General features: G+C 31.8%; 17 protein-coding genes. 13 read left to right on the plus strand and 4 right to left on the minus strand.

Translation table 11 applies throughout. The annotated features are described in order from the left end of the window. Nucleotides 1-7: 7 nt before the first annotated feature. The 3 genes from NMK29_RS11415 to NMK29_RS11425 all read left to right on the plus strand — a co-directional run bounded on the left by NMK29_RS11415 (nucleotide 8) and on the right by NMK29_RS11425 (nucleotide 3,619). Entirely contained in the window at nucleotides 8-757 is a 750-nt protein-coding gene (locus tag NMK29_RS11415; protein ID WP_159092366.1) for a hypothetical protein, read from the plus strand. 175 nt (nucleotides 758-932) lie between these two features. Then, a complete protein-coding gene (locus tag NMK29_RS11420) occupies nucleotides 933-2,990 on the plus strand; it encodes a sensor histidine kinase (protein WP_108805545.1) in 2,058 nt (685 codons plus the stop codon). Beyond that, nucleotides 2,987-3,619, plus strand: a complete 633-nt coding sequence (locus NMK29_RS11425) for a response regulator transcription factor (protein WP_108805544.1) — start codon at nucleotides 2,987-2,989, stop codon at nucleotides 3,617-3,619. Before NMK29_RS11420 ends, NMK29_RS11425 begins: the two co-directional genes overlap by 4 nt. Before the next feature lie 459 nt (nucleotides 3,620-4,078). Here the strand turns inward: NMK29_RS11425 and NMK29_RS11430 are convergent, their stop codons facing one another. Beyond that, on the minus strand, nucleotides 4,079-7,474 hold the full coding sequence (locus NMK29_RS11430; RefSeq protein ID WP_108805543.1) for a starch-binding protein: 3,396 nt from the start codon (nucleotides 7,472-7,474) through the stop codon (nucleotides 4,079-4,081). Between the two features lie 412 nt (nucleotides 7,475-7,886). Further along, nucleotides 7,887-10,220, minus strand: a complete 2,334-nt coding sequence (locus NMK29_RS11435) for an ATP-dependent helicase (RefSeq protein WP_108805542.1) — start codon at nucleotides 10,218-10,220, stop codon at nucleotides 7,887-7,889. A 275-nt stretch (nucleotides 10,221-10,495) separates the two neighbouring features. On the opposite strand from NMK29_RS11435, the gene NMK29_RS11440 reads away from it, so the two are divergent. The 10 genes from NMK29_RS11440 (at nucleotide 10,496) to NMK29_RS23845 (ending at nucleotide 22,689) form a co-directional block, all read left to right on the plus strand. Further along, nucleotides 10,496-10,783, plus strand: coding sequence for a hypothetical protein (locus tag NMK29_RS11440; protein WP_108805541.1), 288 nt, complete (start codon nucleotides 10,496-10,498; stop codon nucleotides 10,781-10,783). A 189-nt stretch (nucleotides 10,784-10,972) separates the two neighbouring features. Beyond that, a complete protein-coding gene (locus NMK29_RS11445) occupies nucleotides 10,973-13,342 on the plus strand; it encodes a PKD domain-containing protein (protein ID WP_108805540.1) in 2,370 nt (789 codons plus the stop codon). A 134-nt stretch (nucleotides 13,343-13,476) separates the two neighbouring features. Further along, on the plus strand, nucleotides 13,477-14,013 hold the full coding sequence (locus NMK29_RS11450; RefSeq protein WP_108805539.1) for a DsrE family protein: 537 nt from the start codon (nucleotides 13,477-13,479) through the stop codon (nucleotides 14,011-14,013). Between the two features lie 13 nt (nucleotides 14,014-14,026). Next, the gene (locus tag NMK29_RS11455; protein ID WP_108805538.1) at nucleotides 14,027-15,310 is read left to right on the plus strand and encodes an amidohydrolase; all 1,284 of its coding nucleotides are present in this window, start codon (nucleotides 14,027-14,029) and stop codon (nucleotides 15,308-15,310) included. A gap of 13 nt (nucleotides 15,311-15,323) precedes the next feature. Continuing rightward, nucleotides 15,324-16,898: an FMN-binding glutamate synthase family protein gene (locus NMK29_RS11460; protein ID WP_108805537.1), complete on the plus strand. Its 1,575-nt coding sequence runs from the start codon at nucleotides 15,324-15,326 to the stop codon at nucleotides 16,896-16,898. Nucleotides 16,899-16,911: 13 nt separating this feature from the next. Further along, the gene (locus NMK29_RS11465) at nucleotides 16,912-17,430 is read left to right on the plus strand and encodes a hypothetical protein (RefSeq protein ID WP_108805536.1); all 519 of its coding nucleotides are present in this window, start codon (nucleotides 16,912-16,914) and stop codon (nucleotides 17,428-17,430) included. Between the two features lie 65 nt (nucleotides 17,431-17,495). Next, nucleotides 17,496-17,852 (plus strand): VOC family protein, encoded by a 357-nt coding sequence (locus NMK29_RS11470; protein WP_108805535.1) that lies wholly within the window; start codon nucleotides 17,496-17,498, stop codon nucleotides 17,850-17,852. A 79-nt stretch (nucleotides 17,853-17,931) separates the two neighbouring features. Further along, complete coding sequence (locus NMK29_RS11475) at nucleotides 17,932-18,675, plus strand: hypothetical protein (RefSeq protein ID WP_108805534.1); 744 nt, start codon at nucleotides 17,932-17,934, stop codon at nucleotides 18,673-18,675. After that, nucleotides 18,672-19,445, plus strand: a complete 774-nt coding sequence (locus NMK29_RS11480; protein ID WP_108805533.1) for a hypothetical protein — start codon at nucleotides 18,672-18,674, stop codon at nucleotides 19,443-19,445. The genes NMK29_RS11475 and NMK29_RS11480 overlap by 4 nt, the downstream gene beginning before the upstream one ends. A gap of 379 nt (nucleotides 19,446-19,824) precedes the next feature. Next, nucleotides 19,825-22,689, plus strand: coding sequence for a PKD domain-containing protein (locus NMK29_RS23845; RefSeq protein WP_108805532.1), 2,865 nt, complete (start codon nucleotides 19,825-19,827; stop codon nucleotides 22,687-22,689). A gap of 100 nt (nucleotides 22,690-22,789) precedes the next feature. On the opposite strand, the gene NMK29_RS11495 is transcribed toward NMK29_RS23845, so the two are convergent. Both NMK29_RS11495 and NMK29_RS11500 read right to left on the minus strand, forming a co-directional pair. Further along, nucleotides 22,790-23,713, minus strand: a complete 924-nt coding sequence (locus NMK29_RS11495; RefSeq protein WP_108805531.1) for a patatin family protein — start codon at nucleotides 23,711-23,713, stop codon at nucleotides 22,790-22,792. Between the two features lie 9 nt (nucleotides 23,714-23,722). Beyond that, nucleotides 23,723-24,616, minus strand: coding sequence for a patatin family protein (locus NMK29_RS11500; protein WP_108805530.1), 894 nt, complete (start codon nucleotides 24,614-24,616; stop codon nucleotides 23,723-23,725). Between the last annotated feature and the right edge of the window lie 4 nt (nucleotides 24,617-24,620).

Consider the following 24,620-nt stretch of genomic DNA (forward strand, 5'->3'; position numbering starts at 1 on the left):
AAAACAAATGATAAATTTTAGAAATTCATGGATGTGTACATCCATCGTAATTGGAGTATTTTTAATGATCTCCTGTGAAAAAACAGATGTATCAACAGAAACTCTTGAAATCCAAGAAAACGACTTTACTAGTATAACTGGTAATGATGATCAAACTCTTAATCTAAATAACAAAGAAGTACAAGAGCCTCTTTTACATTTGAGCTTTGATAAAAACACGAATGAACAAGAAATAGATTTTTTATGGAATAAAGCGGTCAAAGATTATATTCATCAAAACCCTATTACAAATAAAAATGCAAGTACCGAAGTATTCATTCTAATACGTACTCTTACTGGAGAACAAGAAAATCATGATACAACTGCGAATGCGAGAGCAAGGATAGAATTTACAACCGATCAAGGGCAACGCATTAGTAGATATTTATTGTTAAACAATGGAACTAATTATGACGGTTCGGATAATGGTCCAGATAGACAAATAGATCAATATGATTTTTATCTTTTTAGAATTGGATTTCCTAATCTTCCAATATGTTGGTTCGAATTAAACACAGCTCATCTTGAGTCACAAGGAATGGATAATTGGTTTGTAAGAGAGTTTAATCTATATGTTCAACCAGATTATCAGACGATATCTGCTACTGGAAGATCTGTTATATTATCAGATCCCAATGAATGGTTAGAAGGCGAAACGGAAACAGATTGGGATCAATACCATACTGGTATTATTAATAGTGGAACGTTAGATTTCTAATATTAAAGGTTTTATCTGTGAATTCTTTAACAGCCTGTTATACTATAACAGGCTGTTCTTTCTGATAAATCAAAAAGTCACCTTTACAATTATTTATTAATGACTTCAAAGATTCGTACCTTTAAAAAGCTTAAACTCATTAAAATCAATTCTTCATAATACATCTCTTAACCTTATGAAGCTTAAAGACACATATTTATTTTGTTTTCTTTCTTGCGTTTTTTTTATATCAGTTGCCCAACAACACGTTAACGATATAGATACCTTAACGGTAAAAAATCATTTAGACTATAAGCTAAATAGGGCATTGAATATACCAGATTATAAAAAAGCGCTTAACATAATAGATAGTATGGAAGTTTATGGTTTACAAAACAATGACCTCTTATTTACTGCTTACGCCTATAGCGCGAAAACATCCATCTATAGATTTAATCAAGATATCACTAATGCAAAAATATATGTCCGAAAAAGCATTAAAATTTATGAAAAATACAACTATCACAATGGTCTTGTTTCTCTAAACTCACACCTTGCCAATATATTAAGAGCAGAAGGAAAACTAGATTCTTGTTTTTATGTATTAAATTCAATCTCTAAACGATATATTTCTGATAGCATTTCTAAAAGAAATCTACGCTATTATTATAATGAAAAAGATATCTCCCATTCCATGGCAGGGAGAATAGATTCTTCACTTCACTATACTTTAAAAAAAATAGCTCTTATTGAAAAAGATAATCACTACGATTTAGGAATTTCTTATACCATAATGGCAAAAAACTTTTACTTAGTGAAAGATTTTTCTAAAGCTCTAGTATATATTAATAAATCATTAGATCATTTTTCTGAAGAATCAAAAAAACCTGAGACCGCAATAAGTCGAGCATATATTCTAAAAAGTAAAATTTTACTTGATCTTAATAGATATGAAAAAGTAGAATCTACTCTTGATATAGTTACGGATCTGATCAAAAAGAAAAATTCGATTGATTATGGTTTAAAAATACAGACGTTACGATCGAAACTATATTGGAAAACAAAACAGTTTCACAAACTTCCTTCCTTTGATATAGACAGTAACGATTATAAGAAGGTATCAAGTCATACTTTTTTTAATTTCTATTTAACCAATCTCGAACAGAACATTTCTAAAAAAAAATGGACAGAGTCAAAAATACTAATTACTAGATTAAACGCTTTATTACCCTCGATAAGTGATCTAAGTTATAAACAATCCTTTTATAAACTTTCATCATTATATTGGGAAGGTATCAAAGATTTCGAAAAAAGTTATTCTACACAAAATCAATACCTTAAAATAAAAGAGACAATCAACACTAGACAACAAACATATATCGCTTATGATCTTGATCAAAAATATCAACTAGCTAAAAAAAATGAAGAAATTGCACGAAAAGAGTTTACAATCAAAGAGCAGGAAAATCAACTATTAAAAAAAGAAAAAGACCAAATTTATTTAACACTATCGATAATATCCGCAATACTAGCCTTTATTACATTATTATTTATATATAAACAGCGACAAAAAATAAAAAACAATGAGATTCTAGCCTTACAAAAACAACAAGAAATAGTAAAACTAGAAGCCTTAATCAAAGGAGAAGAAAAAGAACGCAACCGCCTAGGGCAAGATTTACATGACGGTATCAATGGTGATTTATCTGTAATTAAATATAAAATCACCTCTATAGAATCATCACAATTAATGGAAAAAGAAAAGCAATTTCATAGTGAAGCTATAGAACTTTTAGATAATACTGTAGAACAGATACGTTTGATTTCGCATAATCTAGCTCCTTCTATATTACAAGATTTTAACCTCACACAAGCGATACAACAATTATGCGATAAGATAAATTCTACATATACAGTAAACATAAATTTTCAATATTTTGGACATCATTTAGTATTAGAGCAAGAAAAAGAAATTTCTATATACAGAATAATTCAAGAGTTAGTAAACAATATAATAAAGCACGCTAACGCTACCGAAGCTATTGTTCAAATCAATAATCATAATAACAGATTATATATTACTGTAGAAGATAATGGTAAAGGTTTTGACCTTGATACTAAAAGTTATGGAATAGGGTTGCAAAATATAAAATCTAGAGTTAGTTTTTTAAATGCTGACTTAGAAATTTCTTCTTGTGACCAAGGAACTTCTATTCATATTAATTTAGATTTAGATAAAACAAAAAAGGCATGATAACTGTTTCGATTTTAGATGATCATATTATGGTTTTGAGAGGACTAGAAACAATGTTAGAAGATTCTAAGCTAGTCGAAATAATAGCAACTTATAACACTGGAAAAAAATTATTAGATGGACTTGTCATAACGACTCCTAATGTGTTGCTGTTAGATATAAACCTTCCTGACAGTAATGGTATAGAACTATGTAAGTTAATTGCTAAAACATATCCTAGTATAGCAATTATAGGACTTTCCAATTATAACGAAACGGGTTTTGTAAAAAATATGATTCGTAATGGAGCCAAAGGGTATTTATTAAAAAACTCTTCTAAAAAAGAACTAATCGAAGCTATTAAATCTACTTATCGCGGAGAAACATATTTACCTAAGAGTCTACAGAATAAACTCCTGAACGAAAGCATTGGAATTCGGTCTTCATCTTTTATTCCTAAATTAACGAGAAGAGAAAAAGAGGTTTTAGAATTAATTTCAAAAGAGTATACATCCGAAGAAATAGCAGGAAAACTATTTGTTACCATAAAAACTGTTGAAGCACATCGTAGTAATTTAATTCAGAAATTAGGAGTTAGGAATAGTGCTGGTCTAATCAGAGTTGCCTTTGAAAAAGGACTATTAGCTTAAGAAAAGAAAAACTGGACATAAAATAGATTTATATCCAGTTATTAAAAGTATGTAGTATACATTTTTTTGGGGTTTAAATTGATAAAATTCTATCTGTGAATTGCATGGCTACTAGCAGCTGGTAATTCTTGTAAAAACTTTCTCAATATACTCCAATTGATTTTTAATGAAATAAAATTTGTCATGATTATATATTTTAAATTAATAAATGTTTTATAACTGATGTTGATTATAATAATATCAGTTGTTATGTATAATTTCAAAACGTGTGCCAAACTTTCTTAAACAAATCTTAACTAGACACAAACAACTGTTTTTCAGTAAATTAAACCGAAAAAAGATTACAAGAAGGTTGTAAAAAACAGTTATCTATATTAAAAAAAGTAATTCTTAAACATAGAAAAGCCCACCAAGGATAATCACTTCCAAAGCGGGCTTTCCATTCAGCAAAATAATTGTCTATTTAACCATTTTCATAACCTTTACATTCTTATCAGAAATTACCTTAAGCAGGTAAATTCCTTTTGGAAGATTAATTGTATTAATGGTTACTCTATTTGTCTTAGTATCTTTTATTACTGTAGTATTCGTTTTTTTACCCGCTAGATCATACATTTCGATACTAACGTAGTTATTTTTCATATTCCCAGTAAAAGATAATGTCAATGACTCTTTAAAAGGATTAGGCCAAGCCTTCACTAATTCTAATGAGTTATTTTCAACAATCTTTTCAGCATCAGCGAAAGATATTTTAATTGCTTCCGGAGATGGACAATTGCTTGGGCAATTATCAAACCACTGACTATCGTACCAGCCATCTGTGGTTCTAAATAAATCATCACTCTGTGATGCACCATTATCATTAAAAACAATACCTACTTCTACAGATTCATCAATTACATAAGAATACCAGGGAGATCCAACAATCTCATTCATTTCTACTCCAGGCCAAGCGGGAGCTCCAGGAATTGCAGCATTTGCATTTTTATCATACACATATATATAAGCAGTATTCCAAGATGCAGGTTTATTAAAATACACATCAAATGAATTATCAGAAATGATTCCCGGGCATTCTCCAGGACAACCATCCGTCCAATTGTTGTTATACCAACCTTCTGTTGTTCTAAATAAATCATCACTCTGTGATCCACCATTATCATTAAAAACAATTCCTACCTCAACAGATTCATCTATTACATAAGAATACCAAGGAGAGTCACTTAACTGAGTCATTTCAATTCCTGGCCAAGCAGGAAAATCAGGAATTGCAGTATCCGCATTTCTATCATACAAGTAAATATACGCTGTACTCCAATTATCAGGTTTTCTGAAGTTAACAGTATATCCATTATCAACTTCTTCTTCTAAAACATAGGTTCTTACAATAATAGGAGAACTTCCTGTTTCATTTATTGCTACAGCTCTAAGTTCAACTGTCCTAGGTGCACTGCCTATTACGAATTCTCCGTTATATTCAAAATCAGAAGTTGTAGGATTCGTTCCATCTAATGTATAGTAAATAGATGACGAGTTTGTGGAACTCATCTCTACGCTTACGCTTCCATCAAAAGTTCCGTTTAAAGGGTTAACTGTTAATACTGGTAATTCTAATGGACCAGGACAATCACCAGGACAACTATCAAACCATTGATTATCATACCAACCTTCTGTTATTCTAGTAAGATCATCAGTTTGATCACCTCCATTATCGTTAAACACAATACCAACTTGTACATTCTGATCTACAGTATAAGAATACCAAGGCGAATTTTGTACATTTTGCATAGGCTGACCTGGCCAAGCAGGGAACCCTGATAATGGCTCCCCTGTATTTTGATTGTATATATAAATAAAAGCAGAAGACCAAGTTGTTGGTTTCTTAAAATACACATCAAATGGAGACCCATCACCGATTATATAGTCTGCAGGTACTATATCAGACTCGTTACCTTCAGAATCAAAGGCTATTGCTTTTATAGATGTTGTAGTGGTTATATCAAATGGAGTTGTATATGGAGTACTGGAAACTGAAGGATCCGAACCATCCGTGGTATAAAAAATATCTACCGTAGCTCCTTCTGCTGTTGTAGATGCATCCATTTCTACAGTTACAACATCTGTATAAAACCCTGAAGCTGGATTTATCGATAATGTTACAGAATCCGAAAGATCAAAAGGCTCCCCCACTAGTACAATTCCGAAAGTAGTTCCAAAAGTTACTGTTCCTCCAGATACTGTTGCTGTAGTATCAGAAAAGTAATCTTTAAGTACAGTTCCTTCAGGCCACATCCCATAAACATTAAGTGCTCCTGTAAAGTCATTATCTTGTCCTTGAAAAACTAATGCTTTATCCGTTACACCATTACGATTATATTCTCGTTTAAAAATGTAAGGAGCATCGCTTAATTTTTCATGAGAACCGCCTCCGATAGAAATATGCTCTCTTCTAAACTTACCAAGTTTTCTCCAATGTAGTAATAAAGCATCATCAATAGAATCCCAGTTCATATCAGAACGGTAACCAGCATCAATATATGTCGTAGCATTAAAAAATTGACGCCCAGATTCATCTCCATAATAAATTTGTGCTCCACCTGGAGAAAGTAATAATTTAACTGCTCCTTCAAACATATTACCAGTATAGAATTCGCTAAAATCATGAGATCTCAGGTAACTAATCATATTATATTCTCCTGGAGTATTGAAACCTCCATCATTATTATTCAATTTTGCAGCAAAAGAACTAAATATTTCTTCCTGGCCTAAATCAGTATATGCTTCTTTTGGAGAACGAAAATTGATCATACTATTAAATTTCCCAACAGTAAAATCATCTGGTAATTGATCTCCAACATTACCAATAATATTTACTCCAGAATGCTCTCCTGTCATATAAAAATCAAGATCATCTAATTTTTTAGTTGGATGATTTTGCTTCCACTCTCTTAAAGCAAGAACGGCTTCATCTTTAAGTTCTGCCCAGGCATCAACTCCAACGTGTCTTTCTGTATCTACTCTAAATCCATCTATTCCATATTCTCTAACCCAATCCGTTAACCATTTGATTAAATAATATCTAGGCGCTCTTGGTTTTCCTGTTCTAGCAAAATAATCGTTTAACTCGTCTAATTCTTCCTGTCTTCTACCTTCTGCATCCCATTTATCCAATAACCATTGCGGAAGATCTACAGAGTTGAATGATTCAGTTCTTATGTCTGGAAGTCCAAAAAGTGGTGTTGTGAGGTCATCACACGGAAGTTCTCCATTTTCTGATCCACATTGTAATCGTACCCAATCAGAAGGAAAATCTTCATCTACAAATTCTAATTGTCCATTTACACTCTTATAAGTTCGATATCCAGAATGATTCATTACGATATCCAACAATACCCTTATTCCATGATCATGTGCTGTATCAATAAATTTTTCAAAATCCTCAGCACTCGTAAAATTAGGATCAAAAGCTGTCCAATCATTTGTATGATATCCGTGGTAAGGATAATCTCTAAATGCTGGATCATTCGCTGGTGGATTATTAAATCCATGCCTATTTTCTACAACCGGAGTAACCCATATAGCGCTAACTCCTAATTCATCAAAATAACCTTCTTCTAATTTTTGAGTAACTCCGGCGATATCTCCTCCATGAAAATCTAATTCATTATTTCCACTATCCTGAAAACGGTCGAAATTAGAATCATTGGTGGTATCCCCATTGTTAAAACGATCTGTAATAAGGAAATAAACTGTTAAGTTATCCCAAGAAAATGGGAGGTTTCTTTCTGATTGTGCCATACCTATCCTAGGTAAAAACAGGCACACTAATACCCCTAAATAGAGTAATTTTTTCATAATTAAGTTTTGTTTGTGTGTTAATAAAAGAACGAACAAAGAAATTTTCTCGAATGGAAAATTCCTCAAACGTTGTAATAAATATTTCTAAAAAAAAATCAAATAATATAATTATCAGAGTGTCGTTTTTATACGAAATCGATTGAGTGTTGATATTTTGTTTACAGGAGATATTAAAAAGTGAAGAATAAGCAAAAAAACACTTAATATTTTGATGAGTTTAACCTCTCCGCTTTATCCAAGATAAAGATTCACGGATTTTATAAAAATGTAATAATTAAATTCTTGATTAATAAAAAAACCACTAAAAAAATTATGGATTAGAAATTAAAAGAAGCTTTGGTATTTAAAGTGAATAGAATTTCAAAAAAAACATATACTACTGACTATCAAATGAATGAACAGCAATCTATTAACCAAGTATTTTTAATTTGGCAAATCGTAATAATAATTTCTTGATTCCACCATTTTCAAAATTAATCTCGGCTTTTTTATCTTGCCCCACTCCTTCTAGCTGAAGTATTTTCCCTTTACCAAAACGCATATGCTCTACCATAGTTCCTGGCACTAATTCCCCGTCAAAAAGATTAGTTTTTGGTGTATTATTATTGGTGTTATTAGATATAGGTCTTAATTTACGTAATTTACGTAATTGTTCTTCTGATGGTTTATGAGAAACCGGCGGTGATCCAGAAACAGGTTTCTTAAGTCTAAGTTTACTTTTATCAACTTCGCCAAAAATATCAGTATCTACTAATGGTTTATAACGATATGTATCTATTGGTGTGATATACTCTAAATATTTAGCATCTATTTCTTCTATAAAGCGACTTGGTTCTGCATCTACTAATTTTCCCCATCTATAACGTGATTGAGTATAAGTTAAATATGCCTGTTTCTCGGCTCTTGTAAGTGCTACGTAAAACAGTCTTCGCTCCTCTTCTAGCTCTGACCGTGTATTCATACTCATCCCAGAAGGAAATAAATCTTCTTCCATACCTACAATGTATACATATGGGAACTCCAATCCTTTTGCTAAGTGTATCGTCATTAAAGCCACTCTATCATCATCCCCTGTATCTTGATCAAGATCTGTTGCCAATGCCACATCTTCTAAAAACTCAGCTAAAGACCCTGTCTCATCTGCTAATTCTTTCTGTTCTTCAACAAAATCACGAATACCATTTAATAGTTCTTCTATATTTTCTATACGGGCAATTCCCTCTGGTGTACCATCTTTTTTAAGTTCCTGTAAAAGACCAGTATTCTTTGCAACCATTTCTGATAACACAAAAGCATCAGAAGTTTGATTAGTAACCTGAAAACTTTTAATCATATTCATAAAGTTCTCAAGTCTAGTCTTTGTCCCACTATTAATTTTTAGATTTATACGGTCTAAATTTTCAATAACTTCAAAAATAGATCGATCATAATGATTTGCAGCTACTACTAATTTATCTACTGTAGTAGCTCCAATTCCTCTTGCAGGATAATTGATAACTCGTTTTAAAGCTTCTTCATCTTTTGGGTTTATAATCAACCTAAGATACGCTAAAACGTCTTTGATTTCTTTTCTTTGGTAAAACGATAACCCTCCGTAAATTCTATATTTAATATCTCTTTTTCGAAGTGCATCTTCCATAGCTCTGGATTGTGCATTTGTTCGGTACAGAATAGCAAATTGACCATTAGTCAATTGATGCTGCATTTGATTTTCAAAAATAGAACTTGCTACATATCTACCCTCATCTCCATCTGTTAATAATCGATTTACTAAAATTTTTGGTCCGGGATCGTTAGCTGTCCATACAACTTTATCGAGTTTTGTTTTATTCTTATCAATTATAGAATTAGCTGCTTCAACAATATTTTTTGTAGATCTATAATTTTGCTCCAATCGATACTGTTGTACATTATCGTAGTCCTTCTGGAAATTAAGAATATTATTGATATTTGCTCCACGAAAAGCATATATACTTTGAGCATCATCTCCTACTACACATATGTTCTGAAACTTATCCGATAATGCTTTTACAATTAAGTATTGCGAATGATTCGTATCCTGATACTCATCCACCAATATATATCTAAAACGATTCTGATATTTTGCTAAGACCTCTGGAAAACGATTTAATAATTCATTAGTTTTTAGTAACAAGTCATCAAAATCCATGGCACCGGCTTTAAAACATCTATCTACATAATGTTGATAGATTTCTCCCATTCGGGGTCTTTTTGCCATGGCATCTGCTTCAACCAATTCAGCATTCTGAAAATATGCTTTTACTGTGATTAAACTATTTTTATAGGAAGAAATGCGGGATTGTACCTGTTTATATTTATAGATATCTTTATCCAATCCCATTTCTTTAATCACTGAAGAAATTAATCTCTGGGAATCTTGCGTATCATAAATAGTAAAGTTAGAAGGATATCCTAATTTATCAGCTTCAATTCTTAATATTTTAGCAAAAATAGAATGAAATGTTCCCATCCATAGATTCTTTGCTTCGCTTGCTCCAACAATATCTGCAATACGCTTCTTCATTTCACGTGCTGCTTTATTGGTAAAAGTAAGGGATAGTATATTAAATGAATCTACTCCTTGATTCATTAAATATGCTATTCTAAAAGTAAGAACTCTCGTTTTTCCTGATCCAGCACCAGCAATCACAATCATAGGGCCATCCTTCTGCAGTACAGGAGCACGTTGTGCATCATTTAATCCAGCTAAATATTCTTCCAAGTCTTCTATGTTTTATAAGCTTCGAAATTTAAGTAAACTATCTATTTTATTGAACTAATATTAATGATACTTATAAACAAATCATCAACGTTTTACTTAGATGTTATCTAATTAAACTCAAATATAAAATGAGACCTATTTCTTATAGAATTTATATTTTTTTACTTAAAAAAATCGTTTAAATGCAGTTTTTATAAGATAAAATGCATATATTTAGCATAATTAATAATCTTAACGGATTATAAAAGCCCCAAAATTAACCTAATTTTTTTCCTATGTCCCCAAACATAAATGCTCAGCCTATAGAAAAAGAACAAATTAAATTTCTAACATTTCCTAAAGAGGATGTCCTTAATAAAAGAAAAGATCAAATAGATAGAATTCTAGAATTACAAAGAGCCTTATCGTTAGGAAATTTAGAACGTCAAAAAGTAAGAATTGTATTTGTTGATAATAAAGGTTTAAAAAAAGTAGAAACCACTATTTGGGGAATTACTGATAAAGAAGTAATTCTAAAACAAGCTACTATAATTCCTTTAGAAAGAATAATAAGTATCTCTTGAAAAATTTAAGTGTTATTGCCATGAAAGCTCTCAATATTTTCTTAGTGATGTGTTGAGAGTTTTTATTTCTCAATTTTCGCACAATAAAGCGTTTTTTAAGATGTTACGTTATTATTAATCAGCCCCTAACCATTTTACTAAATAAACCAATTAAGTTTCTACTAATTAATGATTTAAAGAAATCTAAAAATGACTAAAATCTACCTCAAAAGTTTTATCCTAACTCTTTTTATAGTAAACACTTTTATCACTTATGCTCAGCAAAACTCCCCACAATTAATTGTGGAAAACATAGATAATTTGGTTAAAAACCTCACTACTAAATCAAAGGGTCTTTCTATTAATTTACCTACCAAAAACACTTCTGTATCGTTAACCATTAAAGTAGAAAAAAAACAAAATGATCAAACCATTTATATAGGAAGTATCAATAATGAAAAACTTTCCACTTTTACACTATACAAAACAAAAGATCAATTAGAAGGGACTCTTGTCCTTAGAAATAATAAAATTGGTTATGAAATTTTCTCTGACGATCTAGGAAAGGTATATATCAAAGAGGTGGATATTAACGATCTAATTTGTATAGATTTTGAAGCCACTAAAGAAAATAATCAAAGTAAAAATAATATATCATCTAGAATGCCTCCTCAATTAGAAAGTCTTCCGGGAGCTCCTGGAATTATTTATTTAGATTTTGACGGAGAGGTTGTATCAGGAACTCGCTGGGTTAGTGGTGGTACCATTAATGCAGAATCTCCGAACTTTTCCGATCAAAAAATAATAGATGTTTGGAAAATAATGGCTGAAGATTTTAGTGCTTTCAACCTAAATGTAACTACAAGACGAGATCTGTATGATGCCGCTCCTCAAAACAAAAGAATGATGTGTATTTTTACTCCTACTAATGACGCAGCACCTGGTTCTGGCGGTGTTGCATATTTAGGTTCTTTTTCTTCTACTAGAAATGATGATCCATGTTGGGTATATAACTTATCTACAAGAGCTGCGGGAGAAACAGGGTCTCACGAAATAGGACATACATTAAGATTAAGTCATGATGGCAGACCTGGAGAAGAATATTATGCAGGCCACGGACAATGGTCTCCAATAATGGGATGGAGCGCCAGCAAACCAATAGGTCATTGGAGTATGGGAGAATATGATGATGCAACTCAACAACAAGATGATATAGAAATTATCGCTGGATCACAAAATGGTATCGGTTTTAGAGAAGATGATCATAAAGATATTCTGGCAGAAGCAACTCCTATTCTGGTGGATACGGATGGAAATGTAAGTGCTGATCAAAATTATGGTTTTATTCATAATCGTTCTGATAAGGACATCTTTTCTTTTGTAATTGAAACAGGAAATGTATCCTTTAATTTCAATCCTAGTTCAGACAATCCTAATCTTAATATACAAGCTCGTATTCTAAATGGTATTGGAGAAGAAATTGCTACTTCAGATCCTTCAGGTCTTAGTGCCAATATTGATTTAAATCTTACGTTTGGAACATATTTCATAGAAATTGATGGTGTTGGCGAGGGTAATCTAAGTAATGGATATTCTGATTATTCTTCTATAGGTAATTATTATATTTCTGGTAAGTATATCCCAGGCGATAATAATCAACCCCCAATAGCAAATTTTGAAGCAGCAACGAATTGTTCTACAGTTAATTTTAATAGTACCACAATAAATAATGTAAATACATATGCTTGGGATTTTGGAGATGGAAACACTTCTGCCGAACAAAATCCAACTCATACATATGCTAATAGTGGAACGTATAGTGTATCACTTACTACATCCAATAGTGCCGGTGAAGATACTAGACAAAGAGATGATTTTATTACTATTAATATTCCGCAACAACCAATTGGCGAAAGTCAAAGTATTTGTATTGGTGAATCCGCTTCTTTAACTGTTACCGGAAATAGTGAATTCCAATGGTATGATGCTCCAACTGGTGGCAATTTATTATATACAGGAGCAACGTATGAAGCTAATACTTTACAAACAAGTCAAACATATTATGTGTCGGGGTCCTTCGATAACTGTACAACAAATACTAGGACAGCAATACAGGTAATTGTTGAGGAGAACCCGGAATCTCCTACCCTTTCAATTCCGGACACCAAAAATCTAACAGTAGAATCAACATATGCGCAATATCAGTGGTATCTAAATGGTGTAATGATTACAGGAGCAAATGATTCTCAGTATAGACCAGATCAAATAGGAGACTATAGTGTAGAAGTTTTTAACGAAACTGGATGTAATGTTATTTCATCAATATTCTCAGTAGATTTATCTCAATTAAATCTAAGCCAAGGGTCAAGTGTTTTCAATTTTTATCCAAATCCTACAAGAGATATACTTACAATAGATGGACTAACTATTAACGAAAAAGATATAAGAATTGTAAATACATCTGGGCAAGTAGTAATGAATACGATCATACAGCCCCAAGTAGATTTAACTAAATTATCTAGTGGACTTTATATGATTTTAATAAATAATAAATCTGTTGGTAAATTCGTGAAACTATAATAAAATTAGGCCAGCATCAAAAGCATATTTTTATATTTTAAAAATATGCTTTTTTGTTTCATAATGATCAAAAACATATTTTAACTTTCCTTTAATAGATTTTTGAATATCTTTAGAAACCAAAATTACTAGGCTTGAAACACACATTTTTATTTCTCCTTGCTTTACAACCTGGAATACTTTTTTGTCAAAAAGAACCCAAAAAAGGAACTATTATTACAGAATATGGTAAAACGTATGATGTTAAGAACCCAGATTTTAAAACAGACCTTACAAATAATTTAAAAGCTGTTTTTGATGTAGGAAGATCCTTTGGTGACAGCACTAAAGTAAATCCTCTAATAAATACCGCTGCTAGATATCTTAATATGCATGCAAATGCTGGAGTATCTGTAAAAAAACTTAAAGTTGCGTTAGTAATACATGGCAGTGCTGCTAATGATATATTAAATGATGAAAATTATAATTCAAAATTTGGCATCAATAATCCTAATACTGCTTTAATTTCTGCACTTACAGAAAAAGGTGTTCAAGTTATTTTATGTGGGCAAACTGCGGCTCACAGAAACATTTCTAAATCTGATACGCATCCAAAAGTGAAATTTTCATTATCGGCAATGACTGCTTTAGTGCAATTACAAAATAAAGACTTTAGACTCATTAATTTTTAACTCAACGTACTTTATGAAAAACAACATACTAATCGTCATACTTCTGTTATGTTCCGGTATACACGCGCAAAAAATAGATCCTGCTATAAATTCTATGTCAGAAGAAGTAGAAAATAAGGTGATAGAATGGCGAAGAGATTTTCATCAAAATCCTGAATTATCTAATAGAGAATTTGAAACTGCAAAAAAAATCGCAAAACATCTAAAAAGCCTTGGTATTGAAGTAACAGAAAATGTAGCTAAAACTGGAGTTGTAGGAATTCTAAAAGGTGGTAAAGAAGGAAAAGTTGTAGCTTTAAGAGCAGATATTGATGCGTTACCAGTAACAGAGAGAGTAGATATACCTTTTAAATCTACAGTTAAAACTACTTTTCTTGGTTCAGAAGTTGGAGTAAGTCATGCTTGTGGGCATGATACGCATACTGCAATACTTATGGGAGTCGCAGAAGTTTTAAGTAAAAATAAAGAAAAGATTAATGGTACTGTGAAATTTATTTTCCAACCAGCAGAAGAAGGTCCTCCACCAGGAGAAGAAGGTGGTGCAAAATTGATGATCAAAGAAGGGGTTCTTAAAAACCCGGATGTAGATGCGATCTTTGGACTTCATATAAATTCAGGAACACCAGTAGGAATGATACGATACAAACCAGGTGGAACCATGGCCGCTGTAGAGCGTTTTGTAATCGATGTAAAAGGAAAACAAACTCACGGATCTGCTCCTTGGACAGGAGTTGATCCTATTTTAATTTCTGCAAAAATTATTGATGGCCTACAAACTATTATTAGTAGAGAATCTCCTTTAGTAGATGAAGCAGCAGTAATAACAGTAGGAAAAATAACAAGTGGTGTGCGGTTTAATATCATACCAGAAAGTGCAGAAATGATTGGTACAGTAAGAACACTTGACCCTGGAATGCGTCAAATGATTATACGTCGTATGAATGAAATGGTTCCTGCAATCGCCAAAGCTTATGGTGGAGAAGCAACCATAACTTTTCAGAACAATACTTCTATCACTTATAATGATCCAACTCTTGTAGCAAAAATGTTGCCTACCATAGAAGGAATTGCTGGAAAAGAAAATGTAATTTTATCAAAAGCTACTACAGGAGGAGAAGACTTTTCGTATTTTCAAGAAGTGGTACCTGGTTTTTACTTCTTCTTAGGAGGAAAATCACCAGATGAAAAAAAAGCGGCTTCGCACCATACACCTGATTTTTATATTGATGAAAGTGGTTTATTATTAGGTGTAAAAGTGATGTCACAATTAACATTAGACTATTTAAATGCTCAATAATTTTAATTAATAAATGGATACTGTATTAGATTTTATTAGTTCGATATCCTGGTGGATGTGGATTTTAATCGCTCTTATATTTATTGCGATTAGAGATATATTCTTTAACAAAAAACATACGGTTAGTCATAATTTTCCTATCGTTGGACACCTTAGATACCTTCTAGAAAGTATAGGGCCAGAAATGAGACAATACTTTGTCGCTAACAATAGAGAAGAACTTCCTTTTAATAGAATTGAAAGAGGATGGGTATACGCTTCATCTAAAAATGAAAACAACTATGAAGGGTTTGGTACTGATCGAGATATTTATCAACATCAACATATTTTCATAAAAAATTGTATGATTCCTTTTCAGATGAATACGGATCATCCTAATAAGATTGATAAAACCTTTTTGCCTTGTGCAAAAGTAATGGGAGCATACAATCAACGTAAAAAACCTTACCGCCCAGCATCTGCAATCAATGTCTCTGCGATGAGTTATGGTTCATTATCTGCTCGTGCCATTGACTCTCTTAATAATGGAGTAAAAAAGGCAGGTGCTTATCATAATACAGGAGAAGGTGGATTGTCTCCATATCATAGTAATGGTGGTGATGTTGTTTTTCATTTTGGTACAGGATATTTTGGTGTTCGTACAGAGGATGGAAACTTTTCTATGGAGAAAATGAAAGCTTTAGTCGAAAAGAATCCATTTATCAAAGCTATCGAAATTAAACTTTCTCAAGGAGCTAAACCTGGTAAGGGTGGTGTACTACCAGGTGCAAAGATCACATCAGAAATTGCAAAAATCAGAGGTGTAGAAATTGGTAAAGATGTCTTATCTCCTTCAACTCATAAAGCTTTTAAAGATGTTCCAGAATTATTGCAATTGATTGAAGATATAGCTTCAGAAACTGGATTGCCTGTTGGGATCAAAGCTGCAATTGGTAAAACTGAACAATGGGAACTACTTGCAGAGTTAATGGTAAAATCTAATAGAGGCCCTGATTTTATTACGATTGATGGTGGCGAAGGAGGAACAGGTGCTGCTCCCCCAAGTTTTGCTGATCATGTATCACTACCCTGGATTTATGGTTTTAGTGCGATTTATAAAATATTTCAAAAACACAATCTAACAGATAGAGTTGTTTTTATCGGTAGTGGTAAATTAGGTTTTCCTGCAAAAGCTGCTATGGCATTTGCAATGGGAGCAGATTGTATTAATGTAGCGAGAGAAGCAATGATGAGTATTGGTTGTATACAAGCTCAAATTTGTCATACTAATAAATGTCCTGCTGGAATTGCTACACAGAGTAAATGGTTACAAAAGGGTATAAACGTACCTCTTAAATCTGATCGACTGGCACAATATTTTAAATCGTTTCGGAAAGAACTAATAGAAATCACCCACGCGGCTGGATATGAACATCCTTCTCAATTTACAATGAAAGACATTGATATAAATGTTGATGATGGTGAACTTACAAAAACCTTAGAAGAATCTTTTAAATACAGTAAAACCCCTGTAGAATTTACCTGTACTCAAGATTTAAAAGATTGCTCTCATCTTGGAGGAAATTATCACAAAATAAATAACAAATAGTAAAATAATATACATGAACATAGAAATCATCCCATTACTAATCTCATTAATACCTTCTCTCTTTATTACGATATTGGCACTCTTTTATTTTAAAACACATACGGATAATGAAGAAAAACGAAGACGATTTTTATTACATCAAGAAAATCAAAAACAAGCACTTCCGCTAAGATTACAAGCTTATGAACGAATGGCTTTATTTTTAGAAAGAATTTCTCCTGGTAAACTATTATTAAGAACAGCTCCTATCGATGATGATAAAAAAAGTTATGAATCGTTACTAGTAAATACAATTGAGCAAGAATTTGATCATAATCTTACCCAGCAGATCTACATATCTGATGAATGTTGGAATATCGTAAAAGCAGCTAAAAATGGAACCATTGCGTTAATTAGAAAGACGGTAATGAAAGAAGAAGTAGATTCTGCTAATAAAATGAGAGAATTTATACTAACAGAAATCGTAGAAAAAGGTTCGCCTAGTGACACTGCTTTATCAGCTATTAAAACGGAAGTTGAAGACCTATTTTAATATTTGACATATAACTTTCGATTGACCTGAAACAAATAAGATTTTATATATAAAACATTAAAATTATGTTGACTGATATTAACCCTAAGCTACCAATGCGAAATAAAAAGGTTACTAAGGATTTCTATATTGATAAATTGGGGTTTAAAGAATTTGGAAGTACTAATTTTAATGAATATTTAATGATCGAAAAAGATCAAATTCAAATTCATTTTTTTGAGTTTAAAAAAGTCGATCCTAAAAAAAATTATGGTCAAGTTTATATTAGAACTAATAACATAGAACAACTATATCAGACTTTATTAAGTAATAATGTAAGTATCCATCCAAATGGAAAATTAGAACCTAAACCTTGGGGTCAGAAAGAGTTTTCTTTACTTGATCCAGATAGTAACCTTCTTACATTCGGTCAAGCTATTTAAAAAAAACGAGTAAATAATTGTATATTATTCTCTCTTCTCTTGTTATAACTATATTTTATATTATTGAAGTTATTTATAAATGGATTTGAAATTATATACACCAAAAGTTGTCATTCTTTTTATTGGGATATTCATGTTTTCGCTTTCTAATTCAATGGTAAGCATAACGGGACCATCTACCATTGAATCCAGGATCATACCAATTTCAATTAATCAGAAAGGAGAAATACTGTGTAAAACACGTTTTTCAAAAAATGAAATGGGAGCTTATAGTCCGATGGAAATTCAATACGGATTTTGTATTATCACAAAGGATACAATTAAAGAATTTATAACTAAAACCCTCCACCCTATTCCCGAATCACCATATTTTAAACAAAAGAATTATTGGGACACCTTATTTAAATCAAAAACCAACCAACAACAACTGGATGAAATAAATAAAATAGTATTAAAAAATAAATATAGCTTTTCATTAACAGATCTAAACACCTTTAAAATCAATAAAGTATTTTCTATCTATGAACTTGAAAAGAGTAAAAATACTTCGTTAAAAAACAACAAACAGAAAGCATTGTTAGGTGCAAAGAGTAAAGAATATTTTAATGATCAGAAAATACAGGTATTGTATGATTTTGGCAACATAATAATTCTTGATAATGATAATAACATTGATCAAAACGAATTAGAGTTGGGAGCTAATTTTGACTATCATAACTCTTCGAACATTACTACAGATAATAATGGTAACAAAATAAGTTTAGGGTTTGATATTAGTCAAGTAACGGGTATATTAGTCATTAATAATGTAAATCCAGAATGAAAGTAACTCTTTTAGGAATATTGATTATTATACATCTTGGATGCAAAGGGCAAAACAAGGAACAAGTTTTACATAAAGAGACTCATAAAACAACTAAAGTTTCTCATCAACTAAAAACACAATACATACAAACATTAAAGGAACTGAAATTAGTAAGTGATTCGTCCAAAAGTTATGAATCTATAAAAAATAGCATAAAGGCTAAAAAACTAGATTATCAGGGTTCACCAACTGATTCCATATCTAATTTATTTACAATTTCTTTAGTAAACCGAATAATTCCATTTTGGGAAGGCACACCGTGGTCTTTTGAAGGACATACATCAGTTCCAAAGAAAGGAAAAATTGCTTGCGGGTATTTTGTTTCTACAACCCTAAAACATATCGGCGTAAATATAAATAGGTATAAACTAGCTCAACAAAGCCCAATTAATGAGGCACAAAGCTTAGGACTCGAATCTAAAGTCTTTAAAGTCTCTGAAAATTCTATTGATCAAAATATCTCTAAAATTAACTTGACTCTAACAGAAGGAATTCATTTTATTGGATTCGATACTAGCCATGTTGGATATATTCTAAAAACAAAAGACCAGTTATATCTAATTCATTCAAATTATATTGATTCTAAAGGAGTAGAAATAGAAAAAATTGAAGATTCAGATGTTTTTGCTTCTTATTCCGTTTATTATATTTCTAAACTTAGTACAAATAAGCATCTTTTAAAAAATTGGATACATGGCACTGAAATTAAGGTAATCAGTTCTAATTAAAAACCAGTAAAGATGACAGCTAGAAAAATAAAATCGAAAAAAGCACTCTTAACTTAATCTCCGTATAAAAAGATGATCTTTTTTCAATCTTGGTACATCTGTATATACTAAAAGACATTTTTTCTTGTTATCAGACATATGTTTTACTCCGTAAAACAATAGTACATACTCCTGTGTTTGATGAATTTGTTAGAAGAACCCAGACAATCTTCTAATCAAGCTATCCAAAACCAGAATATTTAGTCGGAAGCTGTTCATCATTCTTCCTCCTTTTACACACGAGTATTTATATAATATCAGGAAGACTATGTTTTCTTGATAAGCAAGTCATTTGTATAAGTGAATCAAACCATTATCAACAAATTCAATATCTAGTCAAATGAAAAAAATTGCACTCTTAAAAACAAAAACCCAACATTATTCTAAACAAAAGCGATACAATATTTTAAGAATACTTAGTTTATTTCTGCTTGGTGTCTTTTATCAAAATACTGCGTTCTCTCAAGAAAACAGATCATACGATTTGGGAGATGAAAAGATTTTTACCCAAACCTTTTGGAATAAAAAATCTGACATAATTACTTTAGATGTTTCAAAAGATATATCCTATAAAGGAAAAATTACCAAAAAAGAAGGAAATACAGACACATACTCTATTATTGGAAGTGTAAATAATGATAATACTTCTACATTTCATATTACAAAACAAAATAATATCATTTCTGGCCATATTGTATTATACAAAGAAAAAATAGCATATCGATATTACTCAGATGATGTGAATACAGTTCTCGTTCAAAAAATAGATATTCATAAAGTTCTTTGTATAGATTATGAAAAAGTAACTTCAGAAGAAACTAATACTAATAAAGCATCTTCTAGAGCACCTTTATTATCTAGTCTTCCTGGATCTGCATATACCGTATATTTAGATTTTGATGGAGAAGTAGTTAGTGATACTTGGTGGGTTAATGGAGGAACGATTAATGCACAACCAACTGGATATAGCGATGCTAAAATCACAGAAATATGGAGAATTATGGCCGAAGATTTCAGGCCTTTTGATATTAATATTACTACAGATAGAGCTGCTTTCGAAAATACTCCGATCAATCAAAGGATGATGTGTATTTTCACTCCTACTACAGATGCAGCTCCAGGATCTGGAGGTGTTGCATATCTCAATTCTTTCTCTAACACCAATATAGACAACCCGTGTTGGGTATATAATAGCGGAACCAGATCAGCAGGAGAAACAGGATCTCATGAAGTTGGTCATACCCTAGGTTTATCACATGATGGCGTACCTGGAAATCAATATTATGCTGGTCATGCAGATTGGAGTCCAATTATGGGATGGAGCGCTAGTAAACCTATTGGACAATGGAGTAAAGGAGAATATGATAATGCTATTACACAAGAAGATGACATGGCAATCATATCAGGAAATAGAAATGGTTTTGGGTATAAAGCAGATGATCATTCTGATGACATAGCACAAGCTACACCTATACAAGCAAGTACGGATGGGACCGTTAATCCATCATTACATCAGGCTTTAATTTCTACAAAAGAGGATAAAGATTTATTTTCTTTTATTACTGCTGGTGGTGAAGTGAATTTTGATATTGATCCAGATCCATTTTACCCTAACCTAAATATCCAAGCAAGAATAATTAGTGGTACAGGAGAAGAGCTTGCCATCTCTAATCCAACTAATAGTCTTAGTGCTAGTATTAATACCACTTTAGCTGGAGGAACATATTTTATAGAAATCGATGGTGTTGGAGAAGGAAATGTTTCTAATGGGTATTCGGATTATTCCTCTGTTGGTTTTTACGAAATCTCAGGGTCTTACACTCCTGGAAACAATAATCAACCTCCTATTGCTAATTTCGAAGCATCCATAGATTGTGATCAAGTACGTTTTTTAAATACGTCTATCAATACAATTACTTCGGTTTCCTGGGATTTTGGTGATGGAACTACTTCTACAGAATTGAATCCTACACATACCTATACAGCAAATGGTACATATACGGTATCACTAACAGCGACTAATACAATAGGAGAAGATACCAATACCAAAGAAGATTTAATCACGATTAATATTGCAAACTTACCAGAAAACATGAACCAATCCATATGTCCTGGAAATACCACCACGATAACGGCATCGGGTAGTTCTGGTTACATCTGGTATGATGCTATAGATAGTAATACAGCTATTGCTACAGGTGCTGACTTAGATGTTTCTAACCTCACAGAAGATCAAACATTTTATGTAGCAGGAACTATTGAGCCTATTATATCTGCAGTAACAGGAATTCAAGACATATCATCTAATTCTGGAGACATTCATCAAGGAGGGTTCAATCTAGTTTTTGATGTAAATCAACCAATTATCCTAAAAAAAGCAACAGTAGTAGCAGAAGGATCTGGAAATAGAACATTACAACTTATTGATGCAGCAGGAACTGTATTAGAAACTAAAACGATAAATATTCCTGATGGAGAAAGTATCATTGATATCAATATGAATATTCCTGCTGGAATAGACTTGGAAATAGGTTTTCTTGAAGAGGCTAATCTTTTCAGGAGTAATGATAATATTAATTACCCGTATATAGTAGAAAACGTAATTAGTATTAAAAGAAGTTCAGCAACCACTGCGCCAGAAGGATTCTACTACTATCTATACAATTGGGAGATTTCTACTTTAGGTGGATGCCAAACTACAGAACGTGCAGTAGTCGAAATAAGTATCTCAGATGCACCAGCATTACCTACAATGAATATTAATGCAGAAACAAATGAGATTTCGGCGGTAGAAACATATGCATCATATCAATGGTATTTTAATAATCAAGAAATAGAAGGTGCTACTTCTTCTAGCTACTTAGCAGAAGAAACAGGTACCTACAACTTAGAAGTATTTAACGATGTTGGATGTAGTACGTTCTCAGAAAATATTGAAATTCAGTCGTTATCTATTATAGATATTGAATCACCAGAAAATCAAATCACCTTATACCCTAACCCGACTAGAGAAATATTAAATATAGATGGAGTATCTGCTTTAGAAGATAAATATTCTCTAAAAGTTGTAAATAGTTTAGGTCAGACAATAATAAATAGATCCGATATTCCTGAGACTTTAAATACTAGTACTCTTCCAGAAGGATTATACTTCTTACTAATAAATAATAAATTAGTAGATCGATTTATTAAAACAACAAATTAAGAATAGTAACTAACAATCTTATTTTAATTAGGCCATACCAAGTTTCTCTATATTAGATGTACTTAGTATGGCTTACTTATAGTACAAAACAGCGAGAAAATTATCCCGCCATATCAATATCTTTTAATTTATTTTCTTCAGCTTGCTTTGCTTTCTCAGCTGCATATTCAAATCCTTGCTGCCACCAATTACGCATCAACTTTTTATTAAACACAAGCGAATTTTCTGTTAATTTAGAAGGTGTATAATATAAATTGAGGACTACATTTTTATTTTTTGCAGCTAACTTTCCTACCACAGTATCGTGACCTTCTACCTGATCAAACATAAAACTAAACAAGTTTACCATTAAAGAAAAAGGATTCTTACCTAGTACTTTATTATGTTCCATATTTTCGGATTCTAGGATAACGGCATCAACCTCTGTAGCACCTCTTTTAATTGCTTCTCTAATAGGAACCATAGAACCAAAACCACCATCAGCATATTCGCAACCATTTTTGGTTACTAAACTCATAAAAGGAACATAATTACAAGATATCCAAATCCAATCACAAAAATCCTCGTAGGAGAAATCCTTTATAGACTTATACTCTGTAGTGTTTTTTGTCAAATTAGATACTGTAACAACAATGTCTTCCACCTTCTTTTTAGCAAGTTCAAACTCTATTTCAGAAAAATTTCTACGAATATTTCTTCTAAGATTCTTGCTTTCTCCAAAGGTTCTTTTTCTCTTCAGGAATTGTACAACCGTGTTAAAGAAATTAATTGAAACGAATTCTCGATTCCCTTTCTTTCTGGTTCTAAAAGGATTTACACTAAAAATAGTACTTTGATTTACATTGGTATAGATATCATATACTTTATCAATGTTTCCTAATGCTAATTGAGGAATTAACAAACTTCCGGTAGAAGTTCCGAGAAAAAGATCATACTTCCTTCCTTCCTCCTGCATTAAATATTGAGCTACACCACCTGCGTATGCTCCTTTACTTCCTCCTCCGGATATGACTAATGCGCGCATATATTTTAATTATAGTCTATTTGATATATTTTTTTCTTTGGCAAATTCATAGCCTTTTTTCCACCATTTTTTCATTTTCTCTTTTTCAAAAACTAATGAATTCGTGGTTAATACCGTAGGTGTATAATATAAATCCATAGCCACATCCTTTCTACTGGCTATAAATTTACCAATTCTAATATTTTGATGTTCTATAGTATCCATCATAAAATCCACCATACTTGTTATTAGAGTAAATGGATTTTTTGTAGGCATACGATTAAGGTAATTAATTTCGGTTTCTAGAACAATCACATCAACCTCTGTAGCTCCTCTACGAATAGCTTCTTCTATAGGTACCATAGATCCTAATCCTCCATCAACATAATCACAATTGTTTTTTCTTACCAAACTCATAAATGGTGGATAATTACAAGAAATCCATATCCAATCACAATACTCTTGATATGTACACTCTTTAATAGATTTATACTCGACTTCATTGGTTGATAAATTTGTCACTGTAATAATAACATCCTTATCAGTTTGCTTAATTTTATGAAAATGCGTTTGTGTTACTGATTGCTTAATAAGATCCCTAAGATTTCTACTATCCCCAAAAGACTTATTACCTTTTATTAAATTCCGGAATACATTAAAATGATTAATTGAAATCTCATTGTACCCTCTTTTCTTTTTAATAATAAAAGGGCAGTTCCTAAAAATTGAAGATTGATTAACCGAAGTGTATATTTCCTTTATCTCTTGTATTTTAGCGAGAGCTAAATGAGAAATCAGAAGACTACCTGTAGATGTTCCTACATATAAATCGTATTCTCTTCCTAAATCCTGAATTAAATACTGTGCTACTCCACCTGCAAAAGCTCCTTTACTTCCTCCTCCAGAAATTACTAATGCACGCATATCA

Source organism: Aquimarina sp. Aq107, assembly GCF_943733665.1.
Classification (GTDB): domain Bacteria; phylum Bacteroidota; class Bacteroidia; order Flavobacteriales; family Flavobacteriaceae; genus Aquimarina.

What these genes read in the sequence shown, in the direction of transcription:
- NMK29_RS11415 (WP_159092366.1), top strand. Translation starts at nt 8, where the DNA reads ATGATAAATTTTAGAAATTCATGGATGTGTACATCCATCGTAATTGGA.
- NMK29_RS11420 (WP_108805545.1), top strand. Translation starts at nt 933, where the DNA reads ATGAAGCTTAAAGACACATATTTATTTTGTTTTCTTTCTTGCGTTTTT.
- NMK29_RS11425 (WP_108805544.1), top strand. Translation starts at nt 2,987, where the DNA reads ATGATAACTGTTTCGATTTTAGATGATCATATTATGGTTTTGAGAGGA.
- NMK29_RS11430 (WP_108805543.1), bottom strand. Translation starts at nt 7,474, where the DNA reads ATGAAAAAATTACTCTATTTAGGGGTATTAGTGTGCCTGTTTTTACCT.
- NMK29_RS11440 (WP_108805541.1), top strand. Translation starts at nt 10,496, where the DNA reads ATGTCCCCAAACATAAATGCTCAGCCTATAGAAAAAGAACAAATTAAA.
- NMK29_RS11445 (WP_108805540.1), top strand. Translation starts at nt 10,973, where the DNA reads ATGACTAAAATCTACCTCAAAAGTTTTATCCTAACTCTTTTTATAGTA.
- NMK29_RS11455 (WP_108805538.1), top strand. Translation starts at nt 14,027, where the DNA reads ATGAAAAACAACATACTAATCGTCATACTTCTGTTATGTTCCGGTATA.
- NMK29_RS11460 (WP_108805537.1), top strand. Translation starts at nt 15,324, where the DNA reads ATGGATACTGTATTAGATTTTATTAGTTCGATATCCTGGTGGATGTGG.
- NMK29_RS11465 (WP_108805536.1), top strand. Translation starts at nt 16,912, where the DNA reads ATGAACATAGAAATCATCCCATTACTAATCTCATTAATACCTTCTCTC.
- NMK29_RS11470 (WP_108805535.1), top strand. Translation starts at nt 17,496, where the DNA reads ATGTTGACTGATATTAACCCTAAGCTACCAATGCGAAATAAAAAGGTT.
- NMK29_RS11475 (WP_108805534.1), top strand. Translation starts at nt 17,932, where the DNA reads ATGGATTTGAAATTATATACACCAAAAGTTGTCATTCTTTTTATTGGG.
- NMK29_RS11480 (WP_108805533.1), top strand. Translation starts at nt 18,672, where the DNA reads ATGAAAGTAACTCTTTTAGGAATATTGATTATTATACATCTTGGATGC.
- NMK29_RS23845 (WP_108805532.1), top strand. Translation starts at nt 19,825, where the DNA reads ATGAAAAAAATTGCACTCTTAAAAACAAAAACCCAACATTATTCTAAA.
- NMK29_RS11495 (WP_108805531.1), bottom strand. Translation starts at nt 23,713, where the DNA reads ATGCGCGCATTAGTCATATCCGGAGGAGGAAGTAAAGGAGCATACGCA.
- NMK29_RS11500 (WP_108805530.1), bottom strand. Translation starts at nt 24,616, where the DNA reads ATGCGTGCATTAGTAATTTCTGGAGGAGGAAGTAAAGGAGCTTTTGCA.